The organism is Candidatus Colwellia aromaticivorans, assembly GCF_003333305.1.
Taxonomy (GTDB): domain Bacteria; phylum Pseudomonadota; class Gammaproteobacteria; order Enterobacterales; family Alteromonadaceae; genus Colwellia; species Colwellia aromaticivorans.
Genome location: NZ_QOLD01000008.1, coordinates 1 through 7200 on the forward strand (window position 1 = coordinate 1; position 7200 = coordinate 7200).

4 protein-coding genes are annotated in these 7200 nt (G+C 38.9%); 3 read left to right on the top strand and 1 reads right to left on the bottom strand.

The genetic code is table 11. From position 1 onward, the window contains the following. Positions 1 to 158 precede the first annotated feature (158 nt). A complete protein-coding gene (locus DWA31_RS01250; RefSeq protein WP_114324871.1) occupies positions 159 to 1649 on the top strand; it encodes an aminoacyl-histidine dipeptidase in 1491 nt (496 codons plus the stop codon). A 363-nt stretch (positions 1650 to 2012) separates the two neighbouring features. Continuing rightward, a complete protein-coding gene (locus DWA31_RS01255; RefSeq protein ID WP_114324872.1) occupies positions 2013 to 2666 on the top strand; it encodes a response regulator transcription factor in 654 nt (217 codons plus the stop codon). A gap of 62 nt (positions 2667 to 2728) precedes the next feature. Here DWA31_RS01255 and DWA31_RS01260 read toward each other — a convergent pair whose 3' ends face one another. Continuing rightward, positions 2729 to 6193 carry a hybrid sensor histidine kinase/response regulator gene (locus tag DWA31_RS01260; protein ID WP_114324873.1) on the bottom strand — a complete coding sequence of 1155 codons (3465 nt, stop codon included), beginning with the start codon at positions 6191 to 6193 and terminating at the stop codon, positions 2729 to 2731. 702 nt (positions 6194 to 6895) lie between these two features. On the opposite strand from DWA31_RS01260, the gene DWA31_RS01270 reads away from it, so the two are divergent. Beyond that, on the top strand, positions 6896 to 7200 hold a 305-nt coding region (locus tag DWA31_RS01270), incomplete at its 3' end, for a TonB-dependent receptor plug domain-containing protein (protein WP_168427263.1).

Consider the following 7200-nt stretch of genomic DNA (forward strand, 5'->3'; position numbering starts at 1 on the left):
TCCTGAGCGTCTCCGTTCGTCCTGAGCGTCTCCGTTCGTCCTGAGCGCGAAGCAGTCGAAGGGAGCAGTCGAAGGAAGGACAAGTAAAATTTAACATACAGGGCTTATTTTGTTGAATCTGAGCGAGAACAGTCAAAACATTTATGAAGGATCCCCTCATGAGCACATTATCACAACTGAAGCCGGCTAGTTTATGGCAATTATTTGAAAAAATTTGCAGCATTCCTCATCCATCAAAGCATGAACAAAAAATATCCCTTTGGATCCAATCTTGGGCAAATGAGCTTGGTTTATCTGTCAAAGAAGATGCTATTGGTAATTTATTCATTAAAAAACCAGCAACTCAAGGCATGGAAGATCGCCAAGGCATTATTTTACAAGCGCACATGGACATGGTTCCGCAAAAGAATAATGATACTGATCACAACTTTGAAACCGACCCCATTCGCCCTTATATTATCAACGAAAGTGATGGCGACTGGGTAACTGCTGATGGCACTACCTTAGGTGCAGACAACGGTGTTGGTTTAGCCTCTGCTTTAGCGGTATTAGCCAGTAATGATATTCCCCATGGGCCAATTGAAGTGTTAGTCACTATTGACGAAGAAGCCGGAATGAGCGGCGCATTTGGTTTAGAAGCCGGATGGCTCGACGGTGATATTTTAATTAACACCGACTCAGAGCAAGAAGGTGAAGTCTATATGGGCTGTGCTGGCGGCATTGATGGCTCTGCTACATTCGCACTAGAATTTGAAAACGTTCCTAATAATTTTCAAGCTTTTAACTTATCACTCTCCGGATTAAAAGGTGGCCACTCAGGTGTTGATATTCACACCGGACGCGCCAATGCAAACAAGTTGTTGGTGCGTTTTTTACTTGACGCCAGTAATCAGTTTGACATTCGTTTAACTGAGCTTAACGGTGGTAGTTTACGTAACGCTATTCCACGCGAAGCAAATGCTAGCTTTGTTATCGCAAAAAGCCAAGTCAAGCGATTAAAATCTGCATTATCACTTTACCTATCGACAATCAAAGCTAACTTAAGCGCCATTGAAACTGATATTGATATACTACTAATCTCGCCAGAAGACTTTGAGCAATGCTGGGATAGCATAACGCAAAATAACATTTTACGTGCGCTCAATGCTTGCCCTAATGGCGTTATTCGCATGAGTGATGATATTGAAGGTATAGTAGAAAGCTCATTAAACCTTGGTGTTATTCACACCCGAGGGAAAAAATTAAATGCCTTAGTGCTTATTCGTAGCTTACATGATGATGGGCGTTTAGAAACCCAACGTACAGTACAGTCTGTATTTGAGTTAGCTGGCGCTGATATACAGTTTAGTGGCGCGTATCCCGGTTGGAAACCTGATACTGACTCCGCTATTATGAAAACTGTACGTGATACCTATCAAGAGTTATTTGGTAAAATACCCGCAGTGATGGTTATTCACGCAGGTTTGGAGTGTGGCTTATTCAAAACCGCTTACCCACACTGGGATATGGTTTCAATTGGACCAACAATTAAGTTCCCCCATTCACCCGATGAAAAAATAGAAATTGCCACCGTTGCACAATATTGGCAATTACTGACTGCTGTATTAGCCAAAGTACCGAAAATAAACGATTATACCCGCTCTACTTGAAGATACTCGTTTCAGGAAGTCTGAGTAATTCATAATCAAGGCGCATTTTTTTATTAAGGGTCACTCCCTTGAAAAATAACACAACGCAGAGTATGGTTTTCTCAGCCTTCCCCAAGGGGCCGGTTTAGAAACGCTTTATGTTGCGTTATTGATATTGAGAAGGGCGCTACATGGATGTAGGTACTTAGCTTCAGTCGGGAACTATGAACCTGTGCCTAAAGACGTTTCTAATTCCAGCTGAATCATGCATAATCAAGTGGAACGGGTATATAATAAACATAAATAGCAGATAACAAACAAGTCCGATTGGTTATCTGGTATTATTCCGTTAGAATGACTAAATCACTTCTAAGGAACTATTTTATGATTCAGCCACAAAAAATAATAATAGCTGATGATCACCCTTTATTTAGACAAGCATTATTAGGCACATTGAAACCCAAGCTAAATTACACCAACTGGCTTGAAGCACAAACAATCGCTGAACTTGAACAACAACTACAAGAAAATAGTGACAGTGACCTTTTATTACTCGATTTAAATATCCCAGGTGCTCATGGCTTTAGTACACTCATTCATGTACGAAACCACTTTCCTCAAATTCCTGTAGTCGTTATTTCAGCACATGAAGATCATGTAACTATTAGCAAAGCGATGAAGTATGGAGCAGCGGGATTTGTTCCAAAATCGACGCCTGTTGATGATATTTTGGCAGCGATATTGAAAGTTTTATCCGGTGATATTTGGCTACCTGAATCATTTGAAAACAGCAAAGAAGATCATGAAAATTGTGATATTGCATCACGTGTTGCCAGCTTAACTCAGCAGCAATACCGTATATTAATGATGTTTGCCCAAGGTTTACTTAATAAACAAATTGCCTATGATCTACATGTTTCAGAAGCCACTATAAAAGCGCATGCTACCGCAATATTTCGTAAATTAGATGTACGAAACCGAACTCAAGCGGTTATCGCTATTGCTCAATTAGACTTAACAGAAGCAGGTTTTAAATAAACGTTAATTCTAGGCGTAATCTATTGCGCCTTTTCAGACTAAAATTCAACCTACATTCACTACTAATACCCATAATCCTCTTGTAATTTCTGCGCTAACTTAGCGCTCATCATCGCTCTAAGTGCCGCAGGTTTAACCAGCTTACGCATAAAGCCAACATCGGCATTTTTTGCCTTCTCTTCAATGCCATTCTCTGAAGTCGCCGTAATTAATATAGCAGGTATAGAATAATTACCTTCTCGTCGCAGATCAGCGATTAAGGTTAAGCCATCTGCTTGATGGCCTACTGGTAACCCCGATTGATAACCCAATTGATAATCAACTAATAAAATATCAATCTCATTTCGATGGTTAGCAAATTCCTGTAATGCTGTTTCACGTGAATCAGCAGCATAAATATTACATTGCCATGCCGACAGTAATTCCACCATGCCACTCAAAACATCTGGGTCATTATCAATACACAGCACAGTGATATCTTTTAAACCCGTACTCATCGTTGGCATTGCTATTTTTGGTTTGGCCATTAATTGAGTCGCTTTCTCTACCGAAATAGAAAATTTACAACCTTGCATTTCTCTCGACTGTAAACTTAATGAATGTCCTAATAATTGCACTAATGATTGGGTAATGTTTAGGCCTAAACCTAAGCCTCTAGCTGACTGACTAGTAGGTGTGTCTAATTGAGTGAATTGTTCGAAAACTACCCCCTGTTTTTCTAAAGGAATTCCAGGACCATTATCTAATATTTGAATAAAAACCTGATCATTAGACACCCGTGCACCCAATAGCACTTTCCCAGGACTAGCATAACGAAATGCATTGCCAACTAAGTTTTGAATGATTCGTCTTAATAAGTGTTGATCCGATTTAACCCATGCCTTGCTTCCCACTAACCTAAATTCAACATTTTGCTCGACAGCCAAAGCAGAAAATTCTTGCGCTAAATCTTCAAACAGCTCATTTAAGGCAAATACTTCAATATGCGGTTTTATGTTCCCACTTTCTAAACGAGCAATTTCTGCTAAATCAGCCAACAAATCATTTGCAGCCTTAAGAGACCTATCAATATTGTCTACTTGTCTTTGTTGCTCCGACGATAAATCTTGTTGCTCCGTTAATGCTGAAGTAAATAAACGGGCAGCTTCCAAAGGTTGCATTAAATCGTGGCTACAGGCTTTTAAATATTGGCTTTTTTTAATATGGGCTTGTTCAGCTTTATCATGGGCGTTCGCTAATGCTTCATTGGTTTTGGCTAAAGTGAGCGTACGCTCATATACTCGCGTTTCTAAATCTAAATTAGCTTCTTTTAATACTTGCTCGGCTTGACGATAAGCGGTGATGTCGGAAAACAACATAACAAAACCACCATCAGGTAATGGATTACCTTCAATACGAACAGTTTGACCATTGGCTTGTTGTCGCTCTGAGCTATGAGAGCTGCCTTTACGCAAATATTCAAGACGTCTAAAGACTTGATTATCAATATCGCCTGTACCACAATAACCGCTTCTAACATTATGACGAATCAATGATTCAACAGGGCAACCCACATAAACAATGTCAGAAGGATAATCAAATAAGTCCAAATATTTTTTATTCCATGCGACAAGCTTTAAATCTTCATCAACAATAGAAATACCTTCACTCGCATTTTCTATTGCACTCTGTAATAAATTTTGTGAAAATTGCTGCTTTTGACTGGAAGCATCTTCAACTAATACCGCCAACTCATCTAGGGCAATATCTCTACCATCAAGCGCTGAAGATAATACCAAGCGCGCTGATGACGCTCCCATTACTAGCGCTAAAGTACTTTCAGTATGTTGCAGCAATAGTTGATTATAAGTTGCGTTACCTAGTTGTTTTTTATCATTAGAGGAAAGAAATATACTAAAACTCGCTTTAGCCTTAGACTCGCCAACAAAGCGAGAAGCCAATAACTCTAATTCACTCACATCTAGCTGACGTTTCTTTTCTACTTTCAATAAAGTGGGTGATTGCCACTCTAAAAATAATGAGGCTTGCACCCGTTCTTGTACACTTTGTCGGCTTATTTGTGATAGCGCCCACATCACGATAATATTCGCCGCTAAACTAAATAAGCTTGCCGTAGTTTTAGCAGGTAACATACCTTCAGCAAAAGGGGAAGCATACAAACCAAATTGTGGTAAAAAGTTTAAACTCAACCATAAGATAAAGCCAACTAATATACCTGCATAAACGCCCACCAAACTGGCTCGTCGCCAATAAAAAGCTACCACTAATGCTGGTGTTAGTTGTGCAAAAGCACCAAAAGCAACTTCGCCTAATGAAGATAAAGTATCAGGCGATGCCATGACAAAAACAGCGTATCCCGACATGATAACAAAGAGGATTAAAAACTTACGTATGTTTAATAAGCGTTGCCTAAAAGTATCATAATTGGTTTGTGCTACATTTTGTTGGCGATAAAGAAACGGAAAAACAATTTCATTACTCAGCATAGTACTTAAAGCGAGAGCTGAGATAATTACCATAGAACTCGCTGCAGACACCGCACCAAGAAAAGTAAACAAGGTTAACCACGTTTGTCCTCCAACGCCTGGCAAGAACAAGACATAGGTATCCGTAGGGACAGTATCTCCTAATAATAATTGCCCCGCTAAACCTAACGGTGCGGCAAAAAAAGCAAAAATAAGAACATATAGAGGAAATACCCGTCGACCTAACCAAGTATCTTTTTGATCTTTCAGCTCAACTACCATTACCTGAAACTGTCTTGGTAACGATAAAAATGCCGCCATAACAATGACTAACATAGCTACCATTGCACTAATATTATCAACATTCATTTGCTGTTCAAGTTTCAAACTAGCGCCTGATTGTCGCCATATATCTAAAGGCGAGTCGAATAAAGAAAAACAAACAAATAAACCCACCGCAATAAAAGCAATAAGTTTAACTAATGACTCAAAGGCAATCGCCAACATTACCCCAGGATGTCGCTCGGTAACATCAATATTTCGAATGCCAAATAAGATGGTAAAAAGCACCAACACTAAACTGACTACTAAACCAATATCCCAACTCGCAAGGCTTTGATCAATTTGTAACTGCTGAAAGGTATACACCATCGCTTTAATTTGCAAAGCGATGTAGGGCATAGTGCCGACAAACGCAACAATAGTAACAATGATGGCAAGATTATGTGATTTACCAAAACGTGCTGCGAGCAAATCAGCAATAGAGGTTAGATTTAGTTTTAAGCTAACGCGAATAATACGTTGAATAAAAGGCCAAGCAAAAACAAATAAGAGTATTGGCCCAAGATAAATAGGAATATGTGACAAAAAACCTGAGGCAGATTGCCCTGTTGTCCCTAAAAAACTCCATGAAGTACAGTATACACCTAGCGTTAAAGCATAAATGATTCCTTGCCCTTTTTTCGCTAATTGGTGTTTATATTTATCCCCTAAAAAGGCGATAAAAAACAACAAGCCAATGTAAGTTAAACTGATACTGACTAATTGCCAATTGGGAAACATTGTGACTCTCTATCGTTGTCATTCTGAACGAAATCAGAATCTAAAAGCTATACCCGTTCCACTTGAAAATGCTCGTTTCAGGAAGTCTGAGTGATTCATAATCAAGGCACATTTTTTATTAAGGGTTATTCAGGAGAATATGCTCCTGCATTCTCTAATAAGCTACATCCATGTAGCGTCCTTAAAAACAAATGTAACGCAGAGTATGATTTGCTCAGCCTTCCCCAAGGGGCTGGTTTAGAAACGCTTTATGCTGCGTTATTGATTTAGAGAAGGGAGTAATCATTCTCTTCAATCAATGCCTTGCCTAAAGGCGTTTCTAATTCCAGCTGAATCATGCATTTTCAAGTGGAACGGGTATAAATACTAAGAATAGCAATATATCTAACTAGTTTCATCCTGATAAATACTACTTTTAGCTATTTGGTGTTAAATAGTTGCGCAGCCATATAAAAACTTTGCTAGACTTTCCGCGAAACCAAGGAGTGCGATTTTATTTTTATAAAATAAATATCCAATCGCTGAGATGTTGATGATATCAACAAACCCTTTGAACCTGGACGAGAATTAGTCAATAACTTAACAGTTATCGATTAATATACCCGGCGTAGGAATGGTTAGTGATCAAATCACAGTCTATTCAAGATAACCTCCCAGTGCCGGGTCCCATAGTATTTATTTTTTCATACTAATGAGATCTTTATGAATTTTACCAAATCTACACTAACACTCGCTGTTTCTTCTGTATTAATTTTTAGCTTAAGTGCTACCGCTAATGAAAAGAAAACGTCAAACTCTACTATTGAAGTTATAACTGTCAACAGTGACTTTCGTCATCAAAACCTATTAAAAACACCTTCTTCATTATCGGTATTAACTGATATTGAAATTAAACAACGCAATGCCCAACACCTTGAGGAATTAATAGCGGCTAGTCCCAACGTTAATTTTGCCAGTGGCTCACAACGTGCTCGTTATTATCAAATCCGCGGCATTGGTGAACGTAG